This window comes from Devosia geojensis, from assembly GCF_000969415.1.
GTDB lineage: Bacteria > Pseudomonadota > Alphaproteobacteria > Rhizobiales > Devosiaceae > Devosia > Devosia geojensis.
Window position 1 is genome coordinate 96,548 of record NZ_JZEX01000046.1, and the last position, 21,596, is coordinate 118,143.

The following is a 21,596-nucleotide window of genomic DNA, read 5'->3' on the forward strand; positions in this document are numbered from 1 at the left end:
ATGCGCCGCGCCAATGACAATCGCGTTAAGGTCCTTGGGCAACGTACGAAAAGGTGGATGCCGGCTTTTCGCAGAAAACGTCGCGGCACCCCAGGCCTCAGTAGCCGCGGGTCCGGTCGACGACGTTGACCAGCGGTTTGCCCGCTTCATGGTCCTTGATGACCCGCGAGAAATAGGGGACGCCGCGGCCCTCGTTCGATATCGCCGCGATGTGCGGGGTGATGTAGCAGGCCTCGATATCCCAGAGGGGGCTCTCGGCCGGCAACGGCTCGACCTCGAAGACATCGAGGCTCGCGGCGCCGAGCGTTCCGTCGGCGAGCGCGCGCACGATATCGGCTTCCTTCTGGTGCCCGCCGCGCGCCGCATTGATGATCACCGGGCCACCTATGAGCCCGTCGCGCCGCAGCTTGCCGAAGGTCTCGTAGTTGAGGATGCCCGCCGTCTCGGGCGTCAGCGGCAGGAGATTGACCAGAATGTCGGTGGCCGCGAGGAAGTCGTCGAACTGCTCCCGGCCGGTGAAGGATGTGACGCCCTCGAGGTGCTTGGCGCTCCGGCTCCAGCCGTTGAGCGTGAAGCCGAGCGCTACGAGGCGCCTCGCCGCGTCTTCGCCGAGAACGCCCAGCCCCATGATGCCGATATGCGTCTTGCCGGCCGCGGGCGGGTAGAGCTGGCTCCAGCGCCGCGCCTTCTGGTCGGCGCGGAAGCGCGTGTAGAGCCGGTGATGCATGGTCACGTGCGCAACCACGTAGTCGCTCATGCACTGCGTCAGATCCTCGTCGACGAAGCGCACGATCGGCACGCCGTCCGGCAGACCCGGGTGGCGCAGCAGCGCATCGACGCCGGCGCCCAGCGACAGGATCGCCTTGAGGTTGGTCAGCCCCTCGAACGCGTCGGGCTTGGGCTTCCAGACGAAGACATAGGCGATGTCGGCCGGGTCGAACGCATCGCCGCGCCGCACCACGGGGTAGGGGGCCAGCGTCTCGCGCAGCCGGTCGGCCCAGCGCCCCTCATTGACGTCGGAGAGGTGGAGAAGGAGCATCGGATGCCTCGCCTCTAAACGAAACGGGCCGCCCCTGCGGCAGCCCGTCGAAATGATCGCGATGGAAGCCGCCTACTGGCCGGCGGGTGCGGGTGCAGCGGGCTGCGCCGGAGCGGTCTCGCTCGGCGCGGTCTCCTCGGCGCCGCCGGCCGGCTCCGAGCCGGTCGGAGTGCCCTCGACCGTGGTCTCGCCCTCGGTTTCGGTTGCCGGGTCGGTCACGTCCTCGGTCTGCGGAGCCTCGGCCGGCTCGACCACCTGCTCGCCTTCCGGCGCGCCGCCGGTGCCCTCGGGCGCCTCTTCGGCCGGCGTGCCCTCGGCGGGTGCTTCATCGGCGGGTGCGGCTTCCTCGGCCGGCGCGGCTTCCGGGGTCGGCAGCGGCACGGGACTGTTGGAGAGCGTCTGCAGGTAGGCGATGATGTCGGCGCGTTCTTCCGGATTCGAGACCGAGAGCGACATCTTGGTGCCCGGCGCGAAGGCCTGCGGGCCGGAGAGCCACTCGTCCATGTGCTCGAAGGTCCAGGTCTCGCCCGAGGCGCCGATCTCGGCGAGTGCGCCCGAGTAGGAATAGCCTTCGTGGCCGGCGATCGGATGGCCGATCGTGTCCCAGAGCACCGGGCCCGACTTGTGGCCTTCACCCTCGCCGAAGTTGTGGCACGACTGGCACTTGCGCGCCGCCGAAGCACCGCGCTCGGCGCTGGCGGCCGCCAGCCGCACCGCGATCGGCTCGACCGTGGGGGCCGCCGGGCCTTCGGCGGTTTCCGTGCCCTCGGGCTCGGGCAGGGCATAGCCGGGGCCGCGGCCCTCGATGGGGTGGTAGATGGCTTCGGCGAGAAAACCCACGCCCATGACGAACAGCAGCGTGCCAAGCACCGCGCCGATGATCTTGTTTAACTCGAACGAATTCATTTGGTCTTCCTGCCAGCCTGCCCCTGCGTTTCGATTGGCCCCGTAACATCCCGGCTAAACTGGGGATTGCCTCAACCCAGGGTCCCGACGCGCGCGCAAGATAGTTGCAAGGCTTTCTGCGTGCAACAGCCCATTCCCCGGGTGCGACAATTCCCCCAAGAGCTGCTGCCGCAGCCCCGTGACGGCGCGTCCAGATTGACTCGGACTGTCGCCAGCGCCATTAGAGCGCCAACCTTAAGGAGGTCGCAAGCACATGGCCAGACGCATCGCCTTTCAGGGAGAACCCGGCGCCTTCAGCCACGCCGCCGCGAGGACCGTCTTTCCCGACGAGGAGTTCGTGCCCTCGATCACCTTCGAGGAGGCCATTGGGGCGGTGCAGTCGGGCGCGGCCGATTTCGCCGTCCTTCCCGTCGAGAACTCGCTCTACGGGCGCATCACCGACATCCACCACCTGCTGCCTGAAAGCGGCCTCTTTATCGTCGGCGAGACGTATCTGCGCATCGAGATGAACCTCTTGGGCCTTCCGGGCGCGAGCGTTGCCGATATCCGCACCGTGCAATCCCAGCCGCCGGCCCTCGGCCAGTGCCGCAAGTTCATCGCCGAACACCGCCTGCGCACGATCAACGGCGCCGATACCGCCGGCTCGGCCAAGGCCGTGGCCGCCCAGTCCGACCGCTCGCTCGCCGCCATCGCCTCGCGCCTTGCTGGCGAGATCTACGGGCTCGACGTGCTGGCAACCAACATCGAGGATGCCGGCCACAACACCACCCGCTTCCTCGTCATGTCGCGCGACGAGACGCAGGCCACCCGCAACGGCCGCAAGGTCAAGACCACCTTCGTCTTCCGCGTGCGCAACGTGCCGGCCGCGCTATACAAGGCCATGGGCGGCTTCGCCACCAACGGCATCAACATGACCAAGCTCGAAAGCTACATGGTCGACGGCTCCTTCACCGCCACCCAGTTCTACGCCGACATCGAAGGCCACCCCGACGACATCGGCGTCCAGCACGCCTTCGAGGAACTGAGGTTCTTCACCGACCGCTTCAAGGTCCTGGGCGTCTACTACGCGTCCGAGGCAAGGTGAATGTTATAACGCCGTTGCTACATGAGCATGGGACAGCTATAGTCACGATCGGTATCGGAAGGCTCGGACCATGCAAAGTGCGGTCAAAAAAATCGGTAACTCGGCCGGGGTGATCATCCCCAAGCCCTTGCTTGTCGAAATCGGCGCCAAGGCCGGGGACAAGGTCGATCTGCGCGTCGAGGACGGCCGGATCATCATCGAGCCGGCTCGCCGTCATCCGCGCGAGGGCTGGGCGGAGGCGGCCAGGCAGCTGGCGGCTGAGGGAGAAGATGGTCTGGTCTGGCCTGAATTCGCCAACGATGATGATGCTGACTGGACATGGTGAAGCGCGGCGAGGTGTGGCTGGTCGCGCTTGACCCCACTGTCGGCGTTGAAATCCAGAAGACGCGGCCCTGTCTCGTCGTCTCCCCGCCGGAAATCCACGATAATCTGCGCATTGCCCTTGTCTCTCCGATGACGAGCGGCAGCCGACCGATGCCCTTTCGCGTGCCTATCCATTTTCAGGGGGTCGACGGTTTCGTCGTTCTCGAACAGACACGGGCAGTCGACAAACATCGTATGCTCAGACGCTTGGGAGAAGCACCCGCGGCTACCCTGGATGAGACTCTGGCGACGCTACGCAACCTCTTCACACCATAGCCCTTGCCATCGCCATATTCCTTGGCCATATAGGCATCGGGAGGTTGGCGCGGACGTGTTCCTCGCCAACCGGGTCAGGTCCGGAAGGAAGCAGCCCCAACGAGACCTTCACGGGTCGTTGCCAGCCTCCTTTCCTTATGCGTTCCGGCAGTCGTGGATAGTCGCCTTTGCCGTTCGAAAATGCTTGAGGAAGTGCCTATAGTGCCCGCATGGCACGAGGCGGAATCTCCAACACGAACGGAATGAAGGGGCAGGATGGCTGACGCTCTCACCTCGCCCTATCTGGTGCTGGCGCGCAAATACCGCCCGGTGAGCTTTGCAACGCTCATCGGTCAGGACGCGATGGTCCAGACCCTCTCCAACGCCTTCCGGCAGAACCGCATCCACCACGCCTTTATCCTCACCGGCGTGCGCGGCGTCGGCAAGACGACGACTGCGCGGATCCTCGCGCGCGCCTTCAACTATGAGGACGAGACCGGCCGCCATCCGACCCTCGATCTCGAGACAGAGGGCATCCATTGCCGGGCGATCATCGAAGGGCGGCACGTCGATGTCGTCGAGATGGACGCGGCCTCCAATACCGGCATCAACGACATCCGCGAGATCATCGACTCGGTGAAGTACGGCCCGGTCTCGGCGCCCTACAAGGTCTACATCATCGACGAGGTGCACATGCTCTCGACGGCGGCCTTCAACGGGCTCTTGAAGACGCTCGAGGAGCCGCCGCCCTACGTCAAGTTCATCTTCGCCACCACCGAGATCAGGAAGGTCCCCGTCACCATCCTCTCGCGCTGCCAGCGCTTTGACCTGCGGCGAGTGACCCCCGAGGTGATGACGGCCCATCTCGAGGACCTGCTGGCGCGCGAGAACATCCCCTATGAGCCCGAGGCGCTGGCCATGATCGTGCGCGCCGGCGAAGGCTCGGTGCGCGACAACCAGTCCCTGCTCGACCAGGCCATCGCTCACGGCGACGGCAAGGTCACCGCCGGAACGGTCAAGGCGATGCTCGGTCTCGGCGATCGCGCCAGGATCATCGATCTCTTCGAGAGCCTGATGGGCGGCCGGGTCGCCGAGGCGCTCGAAACCATGCGCGGCCTCTATGACGCCGGCGCCGACCCGCAGACGATCGTCGCCGACCTCGCCGACTTCACCCACCTCGTCACCCGCATCAAGGTCGTGCCGGCGGCCGCCGACGATGTGTCGCTGACCCCCGACGAGCGCGCCCGCGGCAGTGAGCTGGCCGGACGCCTTGCCATGCGCGCGCTCTCGCGCACCTGGCAGATCCTCTTTAAAGGTTACGAGGAGGTCGGCAGGGCCGGCAACGCGTTGCAGGCGGCCGAAATGGTGCTGGTGCGTCTCGCCTATGCAGCCGACCTGCCGAGCCCGGACGAGGTGATCGCCCGGCTGGCCAATCAGTCCGCACCCTCCGTCGCGCCGCAGCCGGCGTCCCTTGCGCGCCCGAATGGCGGGGGAGGCGGTGGTCCGCAGGCGTTGCGTGTCGAAACGCCGCGTTCGATCTCGGCTCCCGCACCCGCACCCGCGCCGGCACCGACATTCGAGCCGCAGGCCGTGGCGCGCCCTGTCGCGCAGCCGTCCCTCGCCAATCCGCAGAGCTATGCCGAACTCATCGGGCTCGCCAGCGCCAAGCGCGACCTGCTCATCAAGCACGCGCTCGAGGCCGACATGCGCCCGGTTTCGTTCAGCGCCGGCCGCATCGAGGTGGCGTTGCGCGAGGGAGCCGATCCCGGCGTCATCTCGACGCTCTCGGCGCGGCTGCAGACCTGGACGGGCGAGCGCTGGCTGGTGACCGTCTCGACCCACGCGCCGGCCGGCCCGACGCTGCGCGAGCTTGCCGAGCAGAAGCGGGACGCGGCCCGCGATGCCGCCGCCGGAGATCCGCTGGTCAAGGCCATTCTCGAAACCTTCCCCGGCGCCAAGCTCGTCAACGTCAAGGTGCGCGACGAAACGGCCGCGCCCGAGATGCCGGCCGACCTGCCGCCAGACCCAGAAGAGGACGACTGATGAAAGACATCATGGGCATGATGAAGGCCGCGAGCGAGATGAAGGGCAAGATGGACGCCCTGCAGGCCGAGCTCGCCGAAATGGTGGTCGAAGGCCGGTCCGGCGGCGGGCTCGTCTCCGTCTCGCTCTCCGGCAAGGGAGAGATGAAGGGGGTGAGGATCGATCCCTCGCTCTTCAAGGACGACGACGTCGAGGTGCTGGAAGACCTGATCGTTGCCGCCCACAACGACGCCAAGGCCAAGGCCGAGACCGCCATGCAGGAGAAGATGGGCCAGCTGACCGCCGGCCTGCCGCTCCCGCCGGGCATGAAGTTCCCGTTCTGAAAGGAGCGCGCAGCCGATAGGTAGGGCGGGCAAACATCCCACCCACGGATGTCATCCCGGCGAAAGCCGGGACCCAGTAAACGACGAAGGTGCGGCTCCGGCCGCGATCCCTCGCGTTCTGGCATCGGTCCTGGAACCGATGGAACAGAGTGTACTGGATCCCGGCTTTCGCCGGGATGACATCGGAGAGAGGATGGTTTTGTTGCCAGAGTTGCTCCTGCTCGCTATTCGCTGATCAACCATGTCCAACGGTGGCCCCGAGATCGAGCAGTTGATCCAGCTCCTGGCGCGTCTGCCGGGGCTCGGGCCGCGTTCGGCCCGCCGCGCCGTGCTGCATCTCATCAAGAAGAAGGACCAGCTGATGGTCCCCCTTTCGGCTGCGCTCGACCGCGCCGTCGATGCGGTGCGCACCTGCGAGGTGTGCGGCAATGTCGACACCCGCTCGCCCTGCGGCATCTGCTCGGACCCGCGCCGCGCCGAATCGGGCCTGCTGATCGTCGTCGAGGATGTTGCCGATCTCTGGGCCCTGGAGCGGGCCGGCGTGGGCGCCGTTCGATACCACGTCCTCGGCGGCGTGCTCTCCCCGCTCGATGGCGTCGGACCGGAAGACCTTTCGCTCGATGAGCTCGTGGCGCGCGCTCCGCAGTTCTCCGAGATCGTCCTCGCCGTCAACGCCACCGTCGAGGGCCAGACCACGGCCCACTACATCACCGACCGCCTCGCCGGCACCGGCGTCAAGGTCACCCGCCTTGCCCACGGCGTACCCGTCGGCGGCGAGCTCGACTATCTCGATGAAGGAACGCTGAGCCAGGCGCTGCGGGCGCGCACCGAGCTTTGACAGCTCAGCGGCGGTTGCCGTTGCCGCCCTCGCGCCCGCTGGCGGCCAGCCGCTCCTTGCGCGCGACGCTTTCGTCTTCCGCGGTGTCGAGCCCGTCGCCCTCGATGGCGAGGCGCCCGTCCTCGTCGTCGGGCGAGAGTGTGTCGAGGTGGTCGGCCGGGTCGATCTCGTAGGCGCCCTCGAGCGCCGCGAAGTCGGAGGTCTCGTCGGCCTCGTCCTCATCGCTCGTCAGCATGTCTATGGCCCGGTTCAGTTCGCGCACCAGGATACGCGCATCGCCTCCGCGCACCCCCGCCGAGGCCTGCACCATCGCCTCCTCGCGCATCTCGCGCAGCCGGTCGATCCGTTCATCGATAGGCCGCTCGTCGGTGTAGACGAGGTCCTCGATCTCGGTCTGGCTGATCGGCAGGGCAATGCCCGGCGGATCGTCGTCGGGATCGCTCACCTGCGGCAGCAGCGTGCCGTGTCGAGGGTTCGGCTGGCTCATGGCGTGTCTCCTCGTCATCGAGCCCGTCCCGCGTCGCGCAGCACCTTCCGTCGCGGTCCGGACGGATAAGGCATCATCCACCCGGGCGGCATCCTCCGCAAGGGTCTGCGTCACTTGTGATCGCCGGCATTTGCCGCGCCCGCGTCATCAGCTCTTAACTCTGCGCCAAGTTAGGCCAAGGATAGGGGTTTCCCCCGACAAGCTTTGTTAACTGGCCCGGACGCAAGGGTCGAGCCGCATGGCTTACCTGGGGTGATCGGTGCATACCGTCCTTTCCACGCTGCTCTTCGAGCACGATCTGCGTCTCGTGGCTCTGGCCGGCCTCGTCTGCGCGCTTGCATCCTTTGCCGGCATCAGCATCCTCCACCATGCCAGGCGCAGCTCGGCTCACGCACGTTATATCTGGCTCGCCGTCGCGGCTGTAGCCGTGGGCTTCGGTGTATGGTCGACCCACTTCATCGCCATGATCGCCTTCCGCCCGGACATTCCCGTCGGCTACGATCTCCCGGGCACGATCGTGTCGCTCGTCATCGCCATCGTCATCACCGGCGGTGGCCTGTGGATCGCCGCCATTGGCCGCGGCAGGGCCGACTTCGCCCTTGGCGGGGCTGTCGCCGGCTTCGGCATCTCGGCCATGCACTATACCGGCATGGCCGCCCTCATCATCGGCGGCGAGATCCAGTGGGATCTCGTCCTCATGGCCGCCTCCGTGCTCTTGGGCATGGGGCTCGGGCTCGTCGCCTTCGTGCTATCGGCTTGGGGGCGCGGGCTCGGCTGGCGGCTCGGTGGCGCCGGCGTGTTGACGCTCGCCATCTGCGCCATGCACTTCACCGCCATGGGCGCGGTCAATCTCGACAATTGCTATCCTGTCGTTGCCGAGGGCGACATCTCCCCCGCCTACCTATCCATGGCGGTCGGCATCGCCGGCATCCTGATCGTGGGGCTGGCGCTCGGCGGCATGATGCTGGACCGGCACGAGCGCCGGCGCGCCGCCCGCGAGACCGGCCGCATGCGGCTGCTCGCAGACGCCGCTGTCGATGGCCTGATCGTCACCGACGGCGAGCGCGTCCTCACCGCCAATTCGAGCTTCCAGCGCATGATCGACGCCGAAGGCATCGACGTGACCGGCTGCCCGCTCGAGGAACTCTTCCCGTCCACGGCGCTGGCCGAGCTTTTTGCGCAGCCGGACGTGCGTCTCGAAACCGAGCTCGGCGACGGCAGCGGGCGCGTCATTCCGGTGGAGGCGGTCCTGCGGCCGGTGGAATATGCCGGCCAAGAGCGCAGCGCCATCGCCATCCGCGATCTCAGCGCGCGCAAGAAGGACGAGCAGCAGATCCGCTTCCTCGCCCACCATGATTCCCTGACCGGGCTTTCCAACCGCGCTGCTTTCAACCGCCAGTTGCACAAGGAGATGAGCACGGCCCGCCGTCTTGGCCAGTCGGTCGCCGTGCTCTGTCTCGATCTCGACCGGTTCAAGGAGGTCAACGACCTCTTCGGGCACGGAGCCGGCGATTCCATGCTGCAGGCGGTCGCCGAGCGCCTGACGGGCGTTCTCGGGGACGGCCAGACCTGCTCGCGCCTCGGGGGCGACGAGTTCGCGGTCATCGTGCCCGAGATCGACGGACCTGCCCAAGCCGGGCGGGTCGCCGAGGCGATCATGGAGGCGTTCCGCGACCACAACCTCGAATCCGGTTCCGGGGCGCTGATTTCCGCCAGCATCGGCATCGCGCTCTATCCGGACAACGCCGAGACCGCGCAGGCTCTGATCGCCAACGCCGACACGGCCCTCTACCGCGCCAAGCAGGACGGTCGCGGCGTCTATCGGTTCTTCGAGGCGCAAATGGGCGCAGCCGTGCGCGAGAAGCGCCTGCTCGAAAACGACCTGCGTGCGGCGATCGCCCGCAACGAGCTCACGCTGGTCTTCCAGCCGCAGGTGGGCGTTGCGAGCGGCGAGGTGACGGGCTTCGAGGCTCTCGTGCGCTGGACGCATCCGGTGCGCGGGGAGGTTTCGCCCTCCGTCTTCATCCCCATCGCCGAGGAGAGCGGCCTGATCCTCGCCATCGGCGACTGGGTCATGCGCGAGGCCTGTACGGAGGCGGCAACCTGGACGAACCGCCTGCCGGTCGCCGTCAATGTGTCACCCGTCCAGCTGCACGCCGCCGATTTTCTCGCCAATCTCGAAGCGATCCTCGCCCAGACCGGCCTTGCCCCCGGGCAGCTGGAAATCGAGATCACGGAAACGGCGCTCATTCGCGACCTCGCCCGCACGATCGCAACCCTCGATCGGGTCAAGGCGCTGGGCGTGCGCGTCGCCATGGACGATTTCGGCACAGGCTATTCGTCGCTTGCGAACCTGCGCGCCTTCGCCTTCGACAAGATCAAGGTCGACCAGTCGTTCATCCGCTCGGTGGACCACTCCGACCAGTCGGCGGCGATCGTGCGGGCGGTGCTCGGCCTCGGCAGCGGCCTCAAGCTGCCCGTCGTTGCCGAGGGCGTCGAGCGGCTGGAGGAACTCGAGTTCCTGCGCGCCGAAGCCTGCGCCGAGGTGCAGGGGTATTTCTTCAGCCGGCCCGCCCCGATCGCGGACTTTGCCGCCATCACCAGCGGGCGCGATCGCTTCCTGCTTGCCGCCAACGCAACGGCCCTGCCGGCGCGCATGGCCGTCTGAGGACCGCTCAGCCGAGCGCTTCGTGCGAGAAATCCATGGTGCGCCGCCGCGCCTCTTCGCCCGCCGCATCATAGCGGGTCGCGCACATGTGACGCAGACGCAGGCCCGCTATTCCCCGGCGGCGGCAGGCTCGTCGATCTCGAAGTCGAGCTCGACTGTCCGCTCGCTCGCCTCGGCCGCGATGGACTTGCGTCCTTTCGGGAGTTCGCTGCCGTCCTCCCAGCCCTGCGGCAACGACCGCGTGGTCTTGGCGCCGAGCTCGCGCAGCATATCGATCTGGCGCACCACGCTCCCGCGCCCGGTCGAGAGCTGGTTCTTGGCCTCGTCAAAGCTCGCCTGCGCCCTGCCCAGGTGCTGTCCGAGCTTGTCCATATTGGAAAGGAACCCGATGACCTTCTCGTAGAGGGCGCCGGCCCGGCTTGCGATCTCCTCGGCGTTCTGGTGTCGTTTCTCGATGTCCCAGACGTTGCGCACGGTGCGCAGCATCGTCATCAGCGTCGTGGGCGTCGTCAGCATCACGCCCTGGCCCATGCCGTATTCGAAGAGCTTGGGATCGGCCACGACAGCACTCGAGAGCGCCGCCTCGATCGGCACGAACATCAGCACGTAGTCGAGGCTGCTTTTCGCGTGCCGCTGGTAGTTCTTCTCGCCGAGGGTGCGGATATGCGCGCGCACGGAAGCCAGATGCGCAGAGAGGTGCCGGGCCCGCTCCTCCTCGTCCTCGCAGTTGACATAGGCTTCGAAGGCGGTGAGCGACACCTTGGAATCGATGACGATGCGATCCGCGTTCGGCATCATGATCTCGACGTCCGTGCGCAGCCGTCCGCGGTCCTCCCCGCTGTGGCTCTGCTGGGTGAGATACTGCTCGCCCTCGCGCAGGCCCGAACCTTCGAGGATCGTTGCGAGCACCATCTCGCCCCAGGCGCCCTGCGTCTGCGAATTGCCTTTCAGCGCCCGCGTCAGGTTGTTGGCCTCGGTGGTGATGCGGATGTTGCTTTCCTGGAGCGCGCGGATCTGCTCCTTGATCGTGGCGCGATCCTCCAGCAGCCCGTTGCGGAACTCGGTGATCTTCTCCTGCAGCGGCTTCAAGAGCGTGTCGACCTGCTCGCGGTTCTGGCTGGTGAAGGTTTCGCTGTGGCTGCGCAGCACCTCGCCGGCGATCGCCTTGAACTCGTCGGTCATCTGCGCCCGCGCGTCCTGGAAGCGCTTGAGGTTCTCTTCGTATTGCCGGGCTTGCTCGGCCATGCGGGCCTTGAGCGCGGCCGCCTCGGCCTGGAGACTGGTGCTCGTTTCGCGCGTACGCCAAAGCTGTCCGTCGAGCTCGAGGATGCGCGCGTCGCGCTCGGCGAGCTGCTGCACGAAATTGGCCTTGAGCGCCTCGGCCGCCGCTTCCGCTGCCTCGGCCGCCTGCCGCGCGCCGGCCCGCAATGCCGCGATCAGCGCCACCAGCAACGCCAGCGCGACGACGACCGCGCCGGCGGCAAGCACCAGCCCGAGCGTCACCGGCATGTCGCCGGCGATGAGAAGCACAGTGTCCATATCCATCCGGTGAGCTTAACCGATTCTGGTGTTCACGCAATGTTCTTATGCGCGTTTCGCTCAGAAAGGATCCTCATGGAACTGTCCGGCTCCCGGAATCGTGGTCAGCCACGGCTCGCGCCGCTTGATCCAGCCCTCCCGCTCCGGCACGAACCTGCTCGGCGCCGCATCGAGCGAGCCGAGGGCGATCTCGGCGCCTTCGGCCCCGAGGTGGAAAAGCCGCGTTCCGCAGTTGGGGCAGAAGCTGCGTCCGTCATAGGTCGCGTAGTCGCCTTCGACCGAGAATGCCGAGCGTGGCCAGTCGGCGTAATAGAGGAAGGCGCTGCCGGTTTCCTTGCGGCAGTCGGCGCAGTGGCAGAGGCCGACGGCCAGCGGCTCGCCGGAAACCCTGTAGCGCACCGATCCGCACGCGCATCCGCCCTCGTAGATCCGCTCCATGCCGGGGTCCTCCTCAGTATCGCGCCAGAATGGCGTTCATCTGCGCGATCTCCTCGCGCTGCGCCTCGATGATCTCTTCGCAAAGCGCGACGATCTCGGGATCGGTGAGCTGCGCCTCCCGGCACATCAGGATCGCGCCCGAATGATGCGGGATCATCGCGCGCAGCAACTGCTCGTCGCCGATGAGGGTCTGCAGGCGCGTCGCGGCGAAGGCGGCGGCGAACACCGCGACGAACGCGATGTAGAGCCCGATGTTGAGCCGCGCGTTGGTGTACATTTCGCCCATTAGCGCCAGCATCAGCACGCCCATGGGCGCCGCCATCATCAGCGCCATGTAGCCCATGTTGAGGTTGTGCCGGAAATCGCCGGGGCCGTCGATCATGGCGAACATGACGAAGTACATGATCACCGCGCTGACCAACAGGTTGACGGCTAGGGTGGGGTAGGGGGAGTGCATGCCCGCCTCCGCAAGGGATATCGCTGGAGAGCCAATGCGGCTGCCCCCGTTGCGTTCCCTCTCCCATCAACCTCGCGGCAGTTGACCGGCAAGCGGTAAATACCATATCGAGAGGCAAACCCCTCTACTGGAAGCAGTTCGATGGCTATCCGCCCGATTCTCGTCATTCCCGATCCGCGGCTGCGGGCCGTCGCCGACCCGATCGAGGCGGTCGACGACGATGTGCGCGCGCTCGCCCGCGACATGCTCGACACCATGTACGACGCGCCCGGCATCGGCCTTGCCGCCCCGCAGATCGGCGTCATGAGACGCATCGTCGTCATGGACCTCGCCAAGGAAGGCGAAGAGCCTGCGCCCATGGTGCTGATCAACCCGGAAATCCTCAAGGTCTCCGAGGAAACGCAGGTGACCGAAGAGGGGTGCCTGTCCATCCCCGAGCTTTACTACGAGGTCGAGCGGCCGGCCGAGGTCACCGTCCGCTACACCGATCTCGACGGCAAGACCGTTGAGGTCGACGCCAAGGAGCGCCTTGCCGTCTGCATCCAGCACGAGCTCGACCACCTCGATGGCGTGCTCTACATCGACTATCTCTCGCGCTTGAAGCGCGACCGCGTCATCAAGAAGTTCGACAAGGCCGCCAAGCGCGCGGCGGGGTAGCGCGCCTCTCGTCCACCCGCCCTGTCGTCCCGGCGAAAGCCGGGAACCAGTAAACGGCGCGGATACGGCTTCTGCTGAAGGTTCGCCGCTCATACTCCCCTTGTGCTCGTGCCGGTGCGTCAGCGTGTACTGGGTTCCGGCGTTCGCCGGAATGACATCGGTGGTGGCGGCAGCGATTTGCAACTAGGAAGAGGCCCCCAGCTCAATGCGCATCGTCTTCATGGGAACCCCGGATTTCGCCGTTCCCACCCTCACCGAGATCGTCTCCTCCGGCCATGAGGTCGCCGCCGTCTATACGCGCGCGCCAAAACCGGCCGGTCGCGGCCAGGCCGAGCGCCGTTCGCCCGTCCACGAGGCGGCCGAGGGCTTCGGCATTCCCGTCTTCACCCCGAAGTCGCTGAAGGGCGAGGCCGAGCAGGACGTCTTTCGCCTGCACGACGCGGATGTCGCCGTCGTCGTCGCCTATGGCCTGATCCTGCCCAAGGCCATCCTCGACGCGCCGCGCCTGGGCTGCCTCAATCTCCACGGCTCGCTCCTGCCGCGCTGGCGCGGCGCCGCGCCGATCCAGCGCGCCGTCATGGCGGGCGACACACGCACCGGCGTCATGGTCATGAAGATGGACGAGGGGCTCGATACCGGCCCCGTCGCCCTCGTCGACGAGATGCCCATAGGTCCCGAGATGACCGCCGGCGAGCTGCACGACGCCATGATGCGCGTCGGCGCCGATCTCATGGGCCGGGCGCTCGCCGCGCTCGAACGCGGCAGCCTCGATTTCACCCCGCAGGCCGAGGAGGGGGTCACCTACGCATCCAAGATCGAGAAGGCCGAGACCCGCATCGATTTCTCGCGGCCTTCCCAAGAGGTGCACAACCACATCCGCGGCCTCTCGCCGTTCCCCGGCGCCTGGTTCGAGCTCGAGCTCGCCGGCAAGCCCGTCCGCGTCAAGGCGCTGCGCTCTTCGCTCGCGCAAGGGCAGGGCGCGCCCGGCGCTTTGCTCGGCGACGGCTTCGCCATCGCCTGCGGCACCGGCGCCGTCCGCCTCAACCAGGTGCAGCGCGAAGGCAAGGCTGCGATGGATGCGGCGACGTTCCTGCGCGGGGCAGGCGAACTGCCGGAAACGGTGGCGTGAGGCGGAAATGATTGCCGCGCCGCACCACCCCCCTCCTATCCTCCCCCGCAAGGGGGGAGGTGTCCTCCTGTGCATTTGGCAAAATAGTGCCACAAGCACGACGCAGCACCTCCCCCCTTGCGGGGGAGGCTGGGAGGGGGGTATGCCGAGCCCTCGGAGGGGCGCTCATGCCCCGCTATAAGCTCACCCTCGAATACGACGGCAGCCCGTTCAAGGGCTGGCAGCGCCAGGCCGATCAGCCGTCCGTGCAGCAGGCGCTGGAGGAGGCGATCGCGCGCTTTTCCGGCGAGACGGTCACGACCCAGGCCGCGGGCCGTACCGATACCGGCGTCCACGCGCTGGGCCAGGTGGTGCATTTCAATCTCGAACGCGAGTGGGACCCGTTCCGCATCCGCGAGGCGCTGAACTATCATCTGCGCCCGGATCCGATCGCCGTTCTGGAGTCAGAAGCCGTCGACGGGAGCTTCGAGGCGCGCTTCTCGGCTACCGCCCGCCATTACGAGTACCGCATCCTCAATCGCCGTGCTCCCGCGGCGCTGGAGAAGAACCGCGTCTGGCACGTGGCCACGCCGCTGGATGCCGATGCCATGCACGTGGCAGCCCAGCTCATCCTCGGCCGGCACGACTTTTCCACCTTCCGCGCCGCCGAATGCCAGGCGAACTCGCCGATCCGCACCCTCGACCACTCCGCCGTGCACCGCGAGCTCGACCACGTGGTGGTCACTGCCAGGGCGCGCAGCTTCCTCCATCACCAGGTGCGCTCGATGGTGGGTTCGCTGAAGCTCGTCGGCGAAGGCAAATGGACCCCGGCCGACTTCCTCGCCGCCCTCGACGCCGCCGACCGCAGCCGCTGCGGCCCGCTGGCGCCGCCCGATGGGCTCTATCTGACGAAGGTGGTGTATTAGCCTGAGGAGAAGGCCCCCTCACCCGGCGCTACGCGCCGACCTCTCCCCCGAGGGAGAGGTGAAGAGGGCACTTGGCCGCAACGCGCGCCACCTCTCCCTTGGGGGGAGAGGTCGACGGCAAAGCCGTCGGGTGAGGGGGCCTTGCCGGACCTAGACCGCCGGCGCCGTCGCGCCCGGCAGCATCGAGGCCAGCACCAGCACGCCGAGGAACTGCGCGGCGAATTGCGCGCCGATGAAGATGACGATCTGCATGGGCGCCAGCGTCACGATCAGCCGGGCGATGTTGACCTCGACGACGATGGCGAGGATGCCGATGGCCAGAAGCGTGAAGTCGCCGGCTCCGACGAGACGCAGCACCGCGACGGTCAGCACCGCGATGAAGAGGCTGATCCAGTTGTCGGCGACGAGATAGGGGATGAACCCGTCGAGCCGGTTCATCTGCTTGAGGACGAAATAGACGACCCCCAGCTGCAGCACGAAGAGCGAGGCCCCGAGGATGATCGAGCGCGTCGCGGTGCCCGGCTCCGAGGGCACGCCGAGGAGTCCCGGCCCGAAGGCGGTGAGGACGCTCGCCACGATCAACGCGATGAAGCTGCCCACCAGCCCGCGCTGGCTGAAGTCGAAATTATCCGCCGCGCGCCGGTTGCCCGTCACCAGCGCGACAAAGCCGCGGGCGGCGGCGGCCAGTTCTTGCGTTATGCTGGTCGGCTGGGACACGTGCGATTTCCGTCAGGGCGCAACGAGGGTGGGACTTGCAAGCATGTAAAGCGTCATCGGCATGGCGACAAGCAGAACGACAGTCAAAACCGCAAACGCGGCGGAAATGCCGATGCTCCACCCGCCCGCGGCCCGTCCGAGCCGGTAGATGAGGTACGCGATGGCGGCGAGGGCGAGCGCCAGGCCGAGCGGTCCCAGCGGCGCGAGCACCGTGCCGACGAGGAGAAAGAGAATCATCGCATAGGTGCCGGGCACCAGGAGGTCGAGGATGGTCCCCTGCCAGCGCAGCATCGCCTTGGTCGCAACGGCGCTGAGGGCGAGTGCGGCCACATAGAGCCCGAAGACGAAAAGGCCCATGGCGACGTTGACGGGATCGAGCGCAGCCGCACCCGTCCCCGCCAGCAGGATGAGAAACGCGACCAGCAGATAGAGGACGAGCGCAGTGGCGAAGCCCGGCCCGGTCGACGCGAAGTACTGGGTCCAGTCCGGTCGCCCGCCGAGGATCGCCCGCCAGCCGAGGACGGCGCCGGAGAGCGCGCGCAGGATATTCATGAGCGCGCCTTGAGGAACCGTTCGATGAAGGCCCGGTAGATTTCCGTCAGCCCGGTGACATCGGAAACGGCGACGTGCTCGTCGGTCTTGTGCATCGAGGTGCCGACCAGTCCGCATTCGACGACCGGGCAATACTGTGCAATGAACCGCGCATCCGACGTCCCGCCGCCCGTCGAAAGGGCTGGGCGTGCGCCGGTTGCCTCGGCGATGACCTGCATCAGGAGCTCCACGTCCCCGCTCTGCGGAGAAAGGAACGAGCGCGAGGGCACGCCCGTGCCCTCGAACCGCACCACGCAGCCGCGCGGATCGACGCCGGCGATTCGCGCTGCGACCCACTCCTTCAATGTTTCGGGCGACCAGAGATCGTTGAAGCGGATGTTGAACTTCAGCGTCCCCTTGGCGGGGATGACGTTGCTCGCCGTATTGCCGACGTCGATGGTGGTGACCTCGAGGTTGCTCGCCGGAAAATGCTCGGTACCGAAATCGAGCGCTTCGGCCTTCAGTGCGGTAACGACCGAGGCCAGCACCGGCAGTGGATTGTTGGCCTTCTCGGGGTAGGCGACATGCCCCTGGATGCCCTCGACGGTCACCATTCCCGAATAGGAGCCGCGCCGGCCGATCTTGATGCTGTCGCCGAGCCGCTCCGCCGATGACGGCTCGCCGACGATGGCGAAATCGAAGGCGTGGCCTTCGTCCCGCGCCCACGCCATCAGCCGCGCCGTGCCGTTGACCGCGTCCGCCTCCTCGTCATTGGTGATGGCCAAGGCAATGGTGCCGTCTTCGGCCGCGCCCTCCGCCACCGCCCGCGCCACCGCCGCAACGAACGCGGCGACCCCGCTCTTCATGTCGGCGGCGCCGCGCCCGTAGATGCGCCCCTCCGCCTCGTGCGGGGTGAAGGGATCGCTCGCCCAGTCGGCCGTATCGCCCGGTGGCACGACGTCCGTGTGCCCGGCAAAGAGGAGCTTTCGCCCGCCCCGGTCGCGGATGGCGAAGAGGTTGTCGACCGGATAGGACCCGCTTCCCTCGAATCGCAGCCGCGAGACGGAAAAGCCTAGCGGCAGCAATGCGTTTTCGAGCACGTCGAAGACGCCCGCCTCCTCTGGCGTCACCGAGGGTCGCTCGATCAGGGCCTTGAGGAGTCGGACGGGATCGTCCGCGATGGTCGTCGTCACTTTAAAATCCCGTCCTTTGCGCGAGTCAGGCCGTGGCGGAGGCCGTGCCTCCGAGCGGGTCCGGCCCGTAGTCGTTGGGGCCGGCGTCGCCCTTGAGGAAGCCCATGACCACCAGCAGGTAGATACCGAAGATGCCGACGATGATCGGCGCGATGGTCCCGATGAGGGTCGGCGTCGGCATCACCACGCCGTTGACCTCGGAGAGCGTGTAACAGAGCCCCAGCGCCTGCAGGATCTGCAGCAGCGCCAGCAATCCGAGATAGACATAGACGTCCATGCCCGCATTGTTCCGGTCGTGCCGGCGCTTCAGCATCACCGCGATCATCGGGTAGGCGAAGATCACCAGCATGACGAGGTTGGCCCAGGCCGCTGCGCTGACGATGTTCAGGAACTGCTGCCCCATCTCCTCGATATTGCCCGCGGTCGGGTCCATCATCGCCGGATTGGGCATGAGGTTCGCCCCGAAGATCGGCATGACGATGAATCCGATGACGATCCATGCCCCGATCAGCACCAGCGTGCCGATCCAGAACGTCTTGCGGCTGATCCGGCCGTCAAAACTGGTAAACAGAAACTTCCAATCCATTTTGCCCTCCCTCAAAGGCATCTGCCGGAGGCAAGCGCTCCGACGCTGCCAGCTTAGGTGAATCGCACGTTTGCCGCCAGCCGCGCGGCTGTGGGCGACTTATCCCGCTAGGCTCAATCCAGGACTAGAATGTGCTGTAAGCGCGTTTTTCGATCGATGCTGCGCGACCTGAGTGGTCAGGCCACTAAATAGATATGCAAAATCAGTATGTTAGTATTGAATAGCGCTCGAATGGACAGTGTTTCGGAGCCAGTTTCGATGCACATTCGGCTAACATTTCCGTCAAATGTGAAGACCCGTTTGAATCAGTCCCGCAGCAACTCGTTGATGCCCGTCTTCGAACGCGTCTGCGCATCGACGGTCTTCACGATCACCGCGCAATAGAGGCTCGGGCCCGGCTGTCCGTTGGGCAGCGGCTTGCCGGGCAGGTTCCCGGAGACCACCACGGAATAGGGCGGCACCTTGCCGATATGGATTTCGCCGGTCGCCCGGTCGACGATCTTGGTCGAGGCGCCGATGAAGACGCCCATGGAAATGACCGCGCCTTCCCCCACGACCACGCCCTCGACGATCTCCGAGCGCGCCCCGATGAAGCAGTTGTCCTCGATGATGACAGGGCCGGCCTGCAGCGGCTCCAGCACTCCGCCGATGCCGACGCCGCCGGAAAGGTGGACATTCTTGCCGATCTGCGCGCAGGACCCGACGGTCACCCAGGTGTCGACCATGGTGCCCTCGTCGACATAGGCGCCGAGGTTGACGAAGGAGGGCATGAGAATGGCATTGCGCCCGATATGGGCCGAGTGCCGCACGATCGCGCCCGGCACCGAGCGGAAGCCGGCTTCGCGGAAGCGGTTTTCGCTCCAGCCCTCGAACTTGCTCGGCACCTTGTCCCACCAGCCGCCGCCGGCCGGGCCGCCTTCGATCACCTTGTTGTCGTTGAGGCGGAAGGAGAGCAGTACCGCCTTCTTCAGCCACTGGTTGACCTGCCAGCCGTCGGCGGTCTTCTCGGCGACGCGCGCCTTGCCGCCGTCGAGCAGGTTCAGCGCCTTTTCAACCGCCTCGCGCACCGGACCATCGGTGTTGAAATTGATCTCGCTGCGCTTCTCGAAGGCGTCGTTGATCGTGGTTTCGAGATCGGCAAGCGGCATCGGCAGGTTCCTCTCCGGAGTGTTTTCAGCAAAAGTGGACACCACGTTTGCGGTTCGAAAACGCGACAAATCAAAAGGGCGTGGTTTCGACCGGGCGGACATTACCTTGCAAGACCTGGCTGTCAATCGCGCGCGGGCGGTGGACGAGGGTGACCAGCACCACCGAGATCATCATGAGGAGGTACCAGGAACCGAGCTTTTCCAAGCCGACCAGCGACCAGCCGTCGCGTTGCGCCGGATAGAGCCAAGCGCGCGACCATGTGCCGATGTTCTCGGCAATCCAGATGAAGAGCGCGACCAGCAGGAACGCCAGCAGCATCGGCATCCGGTGCCAGAACCGGTGCACCCGGTAGTGCATTACCGTGCGCGCATAAAGGAGCGCGAGGATCGCGAACAGGCCCCAGCGCATGTCGGGGATGAAATGGTGCGAGAAGAAATTGATGTAGATGCCGGTGGCAAGGAGCACGGTGGTCCAGAGCGGCGGATAGCGCTCGAAGCGGATATCGAAGATGCGCTGGACGCGCGCCATGTAGGAGCCGACGCACGCATACATGAAGCCGGAAAAGAGCGGCACCCCACCGATGCGCAGCAGCGAAGGCTCCGGGTAGATCCATGAACCGGCGCTCGTCTTGAAGATCTCCATCACCGTTCCGACGACGTGGAAGATGAGGATCACCCGCGCCTCGTCCAGGGTTTCGAGCTTGAAGACGAGCATGGCGACCTGCACGGCGAGCGCGGCGATGACGAGGAAATCATATCGCGCGAGCCACGCGTTCTCCGGCCAGAAGAGGGCGGTGCCGAGGATCAGCGCCAGCATCACCCCGCCGAAGAGGCACGCCCATCCCTGCTTCAGGCCGAAGACTACGAATTCTACGAGGCCGCCGGCGATGCCGGTCCTGGGCAGGCGCGTCAGCACGCGGTGCGCGGCATCGTCGATCCGGGCTTCGAGCGAGGTGAACTGGCGCACGTGCGGCCCCTGCTTGGGTAAGGAGCGGATATGTCCGCGCCATTCGCTCGAAATTGTGACCGCCCGTCAATTGCGCTATGCGCTCCAGAGCGTCTTCAGGAAAAGTGGATGCCACTTTTCCGGTTCGAAGAGGCGACAGAAAACACTCGGGTCCCACCGATCCTTAAGGTGGTTCTGCCAGGGTGATCGCGATGAAGTCCAAAGGAGAAGCCGGAATGGCCAGACGCCATGAGACGCCGCTGCGTACGTCCTTCGAGGACATCGATGCCGCCCGCCGTGCGCCATCGACCCCTCAGACGCAGTCGTCCGCCTATCGGCTTGCCTTCGCCGACGCCGAGTTCATGACCAGCGAGGATACGCGCGGCATCCGCTTCCAGCTCGAATATCAGAAGGTCGAGCACCTGTTGCGCGAGCGCGGCATCAACTCGACCGTCGTGCTCTTCGGGGGCGCCCGCATCCCCGAGCCCGGCAAGCCCGCCTGGGCCGCCAAGAACGAGACCCAGAAGAAGAACCTCGAGGCGGCCTCGCGCTACTATGTCGAAGCACGGCGCTTCGCCCAGTACGCCTCGCTCACCTCCAAGGCCGTGGACTATGCCGACTACGTCATCGTCACCGGCGGCGGACCGGGGGTTATGGAGGCCGGCAACCGCGGCGCCGCCGATGTCGGCGCGCCCTCCATCGGCCTCAACATCGTGCTGCCGCACGAGCAGGCGCCCAACCGCTATGTGACGCCGGAACTGAGCTTCAACTTCCACTATTTCGCGACACGCAAGATCCATTTCCTGCTGCGCGCCCGTGTCGTCGCGATCTTCCCGGGGGGCTTCGGCACGCTCGACGAATTCTTCGAGACCTTGACCCTCATCCAGACCCACCGCATGGACCCGATCCCGGTGCTGCTCTTCGGCGCCGAATTCTGGAAGAAGGTCATCAACCTCGAGGCGCTGGCCGAAGCCGGCACCATCGCGCCGACCGATCCGGACCTCTTCACGCTCGTCGAGACGGCCGAGGAAGGCTGGAACGTGGTGCGCCAGTTCTACAACCTGCCCGAGGTGGTGCTGGCGGAGTAGGGGGTGCCATGCGCTCGATGCGCCTCCCTCCCCCTTGAGGGGATGTCTCTTATACACACTGAAAAAAAAAAAAACACTACATATTGATATTGCCTTGTACTTGCACACAACGCACCATACAATCATTACCCTACTACACTCCACAATACGATCCCTTCTAGTAATCATGTGTACTGCATCACTAGCACACACACTATATCTCAACTGATCAACGTCCTCTTCACACAATAGCACCTCACACCGCCATCTACAAAGT

Annotated in this window: 23 protein-coding genes and 1 other RNA gene; 12 read left to right on the forward strand and 12 right to left on the reverse strand. The window is 66.1% G+C overall.

Going from position 1 to position 21,596, the window contains the following annotated elements; genetic code table 11:
* Positions 1–97: 97 nt before the first annotated feature.
* Both VE25_RS03620 and VE25_RS03625 read right to left on the reverse strand, forming a co-directional pair.
* Positions 98–1,039, reverse strand: coding sequence for a 2-hydroxyacid dehydrogenase (locus VE25_RS03620; RefSeq protein WP_046107218.1), 942 nt, complete (start codon positions 1,037–1,039; stop codon positions 98–100).
* Between the two features lie 72 nt (positions 1,040–1,111).
* Positions 1,112–1,945: a c-type cytochrome gene (locus tag VE25_RS03625; protein WP_046107219.1), complete on the reverse strand. Its 834-nt coding sequence runs from the start codon at positions 1,943–1,945 to the stop codon at positions 1,112–1,114.
* A 253-nt stretch (positions 1,946–2,198) separates the two neighbouring features.
* On the opposite strand from VE25_RS03625, the gene VE25_RS03630 reads away from it, so the two are divergent.
* The 7 genes from VE25_RS03630 to recR all read left to right on the forward strand — a co-directional run bounded on the left by VE25_RS03630 (position 2,199) and on the right by recR (position 6,851).
* Complete coding sequence (locus tag VE25_RS03630; RefSeq protein ID WP_046107220.1) at positions 2,199–3,029, forward strand: prephenate dehydratase; 831 nt, start codon at positions 2,199–2,201, stop codon at positions 3,027–3,029.
* A gap of 70 nt (positions 3,030–3,099) precedes the next feature.
* Entirely contained in the window at positions 3,100–3,354 is a 255-nt protein-coding gene (locus tag VE25_RS03635) for an AbrB/MazE/SpoVT family DNA-binding domain-containing protein (RefSeq protein ID WP_046107221.1), read from the forward strand.
* The gene (locus tag VE25_RS03640) at positions 3,348–3,668 is read left to right on the forward strand and encodes a type II toxin-antitoxin system PemK/MazF family toxin (protein WP_046107222.1); all 321 of its coding nucleotides are present in this window, start codon (positions 3,348–3,350) and stop codon (positions 3,666–3,668) included. Before VE25_RS03635 ends, VE25_RS03640 begins: the two co-directional genes overlap by 7 nt.
* 38 nt (positions 3,669–3,706) lie before the next feature.
* Positions 3,707–3,802: signal recognition particle sRNA small type (gene ffs, locus VE25_RS22195), an RNA gene on the forward strand.
* A gap of 121 nt (positions 3,803–3,923) precedes the next feature.
* Positions 3,924–5,690 (forward strand): DNA polymerase III subunit gamma/tau, encoded by a 1,767-nt coding sequence (locus VE25_RS03645; RefSeq protein ID WP_046107223.1) that lies wholly within the window; start codon positions 3,924–3,926, stop codon positions 5,688–5,690.
* Positions 5,690–6,013, forward strand: coding sequence for a YbaB/EbfC family nucleoid-associated protein (locus VE25_RS03650; RefSeq protein ID WP_046107224.1), 324 nt, complete (start codon positions 5,690–5,692; stop codon positions 6,011–6,013). Before VE25_RS03645 ends, VE25_RS03650 begins: the two co-directional genes overlap by 1 nt.
* Positions 6,014–6,254: 241 nt before the next feature.
* Complete coding sequence (gene recR, locus VE25_RS03655; protein WP_046107225.1) at positions 6,255–6,851, forward strand: recombination mediator RecR; 597 nt, start codon at positions 6,255–6,257, stop codon at positions 6,849–6,851.
* Positions 6,852–6,855: 4 nt separating this feature from the next.
* Here the strand turns inward: recR and VE25_RS03660 are convergent, their stop codons facing one another.
* Complete coding sequence (locus tag VE25_RS03660) at positions 6,856–7,338, reverse strand: hypothetical protein (RefSeq protein ID WP_046107226.1); 483 nt, start codon at positions 7,336–7,338, stop codon at positions 6,856–6,858.
* Positions 7,339–7,597: 259 nt separating this feature from the next.
* Between VE25_RS03660 and VE25_RS03665 the strand changes: the two genes are divergently transcribed.
* Entirely contained in the window at positions 7,598–10,006 is a 2,409-nt protein-coding gene (locus VE25_RS03665; RefSeq protein ID WP_046107227.1) for a sensor domain-containing diguanylate cyclase, read from the forward strand.
* 108 nt (positions 10,007–10,114) lie between these two features.
* On the opposite strand, the gene VE25_RS03670 is transcribed toward VE25_RS03665, so the two are convergent.
* From VE25_RS03670 to VE25_RS03680, 3 genes are read right to left on the reverse strand one after another with little or no spacing between them, the layout of a single operon-like run.
* On the reverse strand, positions 10,115–11,545 hold the full coding sequence (locus VE25_RS03670) for a DNA recombination protein RmuC (RefSeq protein ID WP_052731707.1): 1,431 nt from the start codon (positions 11,543–11,545) through the stop codon (positions 10,115–10,117).
* Between the two features lie 60 nt (positions 11,546–11,605).
* On the reverse strand, positions 11,606–11,983 hold the full coding sequence (locus VE25_RS03675) for a GFA family protein (protein WP_046107228.1): 378 nt from the start codon (positions 11,981–11,983) through the stop codon (positions 11,606–11,608).
* Positions 11,984–11,996: 13 nt separating this feature from the next.
* The gene (locus VE25_RS03680) at positions 11,997–12,440 is read right to left on the reverse strand and encodes a DUF305 domain-containing protein (RefSeq protein WP_046107229.1); all 444 of its coding nucleotides are present in this window, start codon (positions 12,438–12,440) and stop codon (positions 11,997–11,999) included.
* A gap of 141 nt (positions 12,441–12,581) precedes the next feature.
* Here VE25_RS03680 and VE25_RS03685 point away from each other — a divergent pair, with 141 nt between their 5' ends.
* The 3 genes from VE25_RS03685 (at position 12,582) to truA (ending at position 15,131) form a co-directional block, all read left to right on the forward strand.
* Positions 12,582–13,097 (forward strand): peptide deformylase, encoded by a 516-nt coding sequence (locus VE25_RS03685; protein ID WP_046107230.1) that lies wholly within the window; start codon positions 12,582–12,584, stop codon positions 13,095–13,097.
* Between the two features lie 205 nt (positions 13,098–13,302).
* Entirely contained in the window at positions 13,303–14,226 is a 924-nt protein-coding gene (fmt, locus tag VE25_RS03690; protein ID WP_046107231.1) for a methionyl-tRNA formyltransferase, read from the forward strand.
* Between the two features lie 167 nt (positions 14,227–14,393).
* Positions 14,394–15,131, forward strand: coding sequence for a tRNA pseudouridine(38-40) synthase TruA (truA, locus tag VE25_RS03695; RefSeq protein WP_046107232.1), 738 nt, complete (start codon positions 14,394–14,396; stop codon positions 15,129–15,131).
* Between the two features lie 150 nt (positions 15,132–15,281).
* Here the strand turns inward: truA and VE25_RS03700 are convergent, their stop codons facing one another.
* From VE25_RS03700 to VE25_RS03725, 6 genes are all read right to left on the reverse strand, one after another.
* Positions 15,282–15,848 (reverse strand): hypothetical protein, encoded by a 567-nt coding sequence (locus VE25_RS03700; protein ID WP_046107233.1) that lies wholly within the window; start codon positions 15,846–15,848, stop codon positions 15,282–15,284.
* 12 nt (positions 15,849–15,860) lie between these two features.
* Positions 15,861–16,400 (reverse strand): hypothetical protein, encoded by a 540-nt coding sequence (locus tag VE25_RS03705; protein ID WP_046107234.1) that lies wholly within the window; start codon positions 16,398–16,400, stop codon positions 15,861–15,863.
* Complete coding sequence (gene dapE / locus VE25_RS03710; protein WP_244466858.1) at positions 16,397–17,572, reverse strand: succinyl-diaminopimelate desuccinylase; 1,176 nt, start codon at positions 17,570–17,572, stop codon at positions 16,397–16,399. The genes VE25_RS03705 and dapE overlap by 4 nt, the downstream gene beginning before the upstream one ends.
* Before the next feature lie 25 nt (positions 17,573–17,597).
* Positions 17,598–18,158: a DUF805 domain-containing protein gene (locus VE25_RS03715; RefSeq protein WP_046107235.1), complete on the reverse strand. Its 561-nt coding sequence runs from the start codon at positions 18,156–18,158 to the stop codon at positions 17,598–17,600.
* Positions 18,159–18,463: 305 nt separating this feature from the next.
* Positions 18,464–19,306: a 2,3,4,5-tetrahydropyridine-2,6-dicarboxylate N-succinyltransferase gene (gene dapD / locus VE25_RS03720; RefSeq protein WP_046107236.1), complete on the reverse strand. Its 843-nt coding sequence runs from the start codon at positions 19,304–19,306 to the stop codon at positions 18,464–18,466.
* A gap of 70 nt (positions 19,307–19,376) precedes the next feature.
* Positions 19,377–20,273 carry a DUF817 domain-containing protein gene (locus tag VE25_RS03725; RefSeq protein ID WP_046107237.1) on the reverse strand — a complete coding sequence of 299 codons (897 nt, stop codon included), beginning with the start codon at positions 20,271–20,273 and terminating at the stop codon, positions 19,377–19,379.
* A gap of 215 nt (positions 20,274–20,488) precedes the next feature.
* On the opposite strand from VE25_RS03725, the gene VE25_RS03730 reads away from it, so the two are divergent.
* Complete coding sequence (locus VE25_RS03730) at positions 20,489–21,340, forward strand: LOG family protein (RefSeq protein ID WP_046107238.1); 852 nt, start codon at positions 20,489–20,491, stop codon at positions 21,338–21,340.
* Positions 21,341–21,596: the final 256 nt, after the last annotated feature.